Source organism: Mesorhizobium sp. M4B.F.Ca.ET.017.02.2.1 (assembly GCF_003998955.1).
Lineage (GTDB): Bacteria > Pseudomonadota > Alphaproteobacteria > Rhizobiales > Rhizobiaceae > Mesorhizobium > Mesorhizobium abyssinicae.
The window spans coordinates 1-2,628 of sequence record NZ_RZOF01000531.1; the positions used below are offsets into that span (position 1 = coordinate 1).

3 protein-coding genes are annotated in these 2,628 nt (G+C 64.9%); all 3 read right to left on the reverse strand.

What is annotated here, in order from left to right:
* Positions 1 to 1,110 (reverse strand): ABC transporter substrate-binding protein (locus EN738_RS33275; protein ID WP_127311731.1); only part of this gene is annotated, 1,110 nt, incomplete at its 3' end.
* A gap of 71 nt (positions 1,111 to 1,181) precedes the next feature.
* Positions 1,182 to 2,276: an ABC transporter ATP-binding protein gene (locus EN738_RS33280; protein ID WP_127287253.1), complete on the reverse strand. Its 1,095-nt coding sequence runs from the start codon at positions 2,274 to 2,276 to the stop codon at positions 1,182 to 1,184.
* 128 nt (positions 2,277 to 2,404) lie between these two features.
* Positions 2,405 to 2,628: LysR substrate-binding domain-containing protein (locus tag EN738_RS33285; RefSeq protein ID WP_245494846.1), on the reverse strand; the 224-nt coding region annotated here is incomplete at its 5' end.

Here is a 2,628-nt window from a genome sequence, read left to right on the forward strand (position 1 = left end):
GGCGGAGATGATCTTGGTGTATTCGTCGAGCGCCGGCCCGTAATTCTTGGCGTACCACTCCATGTCGAGCGCGATCTGCTTCTTCATGTTCTCGGGATCGACCGGGTTGATGCGCTTCTTGTCGGCGGGGATCAGCGCGTCGGCGGCCGGATTGGCCGGGCCCTGTCCGAGCTTGTCGAACATGACCAACTGCTTTTGCGGATCCTGCGCGCTGGCGATGAACTTCATCGCCGCGTCCTTGCCGCCGGGGTTGTTCTTCAGGACGGCCAGCGCGCCGGGCGAGATCAGGCCCTGGTCCCAGATGAATTTGATCTTGCCGCCGGAGTCCTGCTCGATCAGCGAGGCGCGCGTCGACCACACGATCGCCATCGAGGCCTCGCCGTTGAGCAGCACGCTCTGGCTTTCGGCGCCGCCACCCCAATAGGCGACGACGTTCTCCTTGAAGGCGGCGATCTTGTCATGCGCGCGCTTCAAATCGAGCGGGTAGAGCGAGGCCGGCGCGATGCCGTCGGCGAGAAGCGCTGCCTCCCAGCTCGACACGCCCCATTTGTAGAGCGAGCGCTTGCCGGGGAATTTCTTCACGTCGAAGAAATCGGCCATGCCGGTCGGCGCCTCGCTGCCGTATTTCTCCGAATCGTAGGCAATCACATAGGAGAAGAAATAGGTCGAGGCGGCGTATTCCCAGCCGAAACCCTCGCGCATCTTCTTCTTGTCGACGACCGCGTAGTCGATCGGCTCCAGCATGCCTTGCGCGCCCAGCGTGATCGCCGAGAACGGATCGACGTCGACGAGGTCCCAGGTCGGCGCGCCGCTCTTGAATTGCGCCGCGATCGCGCCTTCGGTCGGGCCCGAGCCGTCCATCTTGACGGTGATGCCGGTGTCCTTGGTGAAGGCCTGGCCATAGGCCGCGTCATAGGCGGTGATGGCGTCGCCGCCCCAGTTCACCAGCACCAGTTCCTTTGCCGCGGCGAAGGCGCCGGTCGAGCGCATGAGCAGCGGCGTGCCTGCCAGCACGAGGCCTGCCAGTTGCGCGAACTGGCGGCGCGAGATCTCGCCGCTCCTTGCCCTGGCGGCAAGGGATTCGATGGCGTGTTTCTTGGTATCGGTCATGTCAGTTCCCCTTGTTTTGTCGTTGATCTGATCCGGAAAGCCGGTGCGGCGAGGTCAGGCCGCAGCGGCGGTCATTGTCCTCCGTCCGGAAGGAGGAAACCTTTTTCGGCCGGCCAGGTCAGCCAGATGGAATTGCCCTTGCTTAGCGCCGCCGCGGCCACCTCGTTCGGCACCGACACCGTCACTTTCGAACCTTGGCGCGTCGTAAGATCAAGCCTGGTCGCAGCGCCCAGATAGGTGGAGGCGATCGCGGTCGCCGCGATGCCGTTCTCGCCCACCGCCGCCTCGCGCGCGATCGACATGTGCTCCGGTCGGATCGCCAGCAGGGCGTCGCCTTTGACCGTCTCGGCCTTGCAGCGCATGTTGACCGCGCGGTCTTCGCACAGGCCGACGGCGCCATTGTCGGCGGGCTTGACGCCCTTCACCGGCAGCATGTTGATCTCGCCCAGGAACTCGGCGACGAAGCGGTTTGCGGGCCGGTCATAGACCTCGTCCGGGGCGCCGACCTGCAACAGCTTGCCATGGTTGAAAATGGCGACGCGCGACGACAGCGCCAGCGCCTCGCTCTGGTCGTGGGTGACGAAGACGAAGGTGGTGCCGGTCTCCTGGTGCAGCCGCTTCATCTCGGCCTGCATCTGGCCGCGCAGGCTCTTGTCCAGCGCCGAGAACGGCTCGTCGAGCAGGAGCACGCCCGGCTCGAACACCAGTGCGCGGGCGAGCGCCACGCGCTGCTGCTGGCCGCCGGAAAGCTGCGCCGGCAATTTCTTCTCGTGGCCCTTCAGCCCGACGCGCTCGACCATCTCGCCGACGCGCTGCCTTATCTCGGTGGCCGTTTTCTTGCGCACCTTGAGCGGGAAGGCGATGTTCTGCTCGACGCTCATATGCGGGAACAAAGCGTAGCCCTGGAACACCATGCCGGCGGCGCGCTGCTCGGCCGGCCGTTGAGTGATGTCGACACCGTCGCTGAACAGGCGGCCCTCGCTCGGCTGCACGAAGCCGGCCAGGATCATCAGGAATGTCGTCTTGCCGGAGCCCGACGGCCCGAGCAGGGTCAGGAACTCGCCGCGGCCGATATCGAGCGTCAGATTGTCCAGCGCCCGGAACGAGCCGAAGCTCTTGCCGATCCCGTTCGCCTTGATTTCTGCGGCCCGGCCGGGTTGCTGCATTCCTGCCTCTTCCTCAGTCTCGGTTGAAATCGTAGGCACGGCGCGCGTTCACCGCAATCGAATAGTTTTCGTCTGATCGGCAAATTTGATTCACGTCTGGGCCGACTAGGCGGAAAGGGCGCTCCGCCTCAATACGGCCCGACCCGGTTCTCCGACAGCTTCGATCGCAGCCATCCGCCGAACGCCTGCAGCACCGGATGGTTGGCCTTGGCGTGCTCCGACACCAGGAAATACGACCGCGGCGATTTGATCGCGATGTCGAAAGGGCGCACCAGCCGGCCCTCGTTCAGCGCCTTGCGGCTGGTCAATTCGTCACCCATGGCTATGCCCTGGCCGGCGATCGCCGCAGAGA

Excerpts from the sequence above, each read along its gene's own strand:
- EN738_RS33280 (WP_127287253.1), bottom strand. The coding sequence starts at position 2,276 with ATGCAGCAACCCGGCCGGGCCGCAGAAATCAAGGCGAACGGGATCGGC.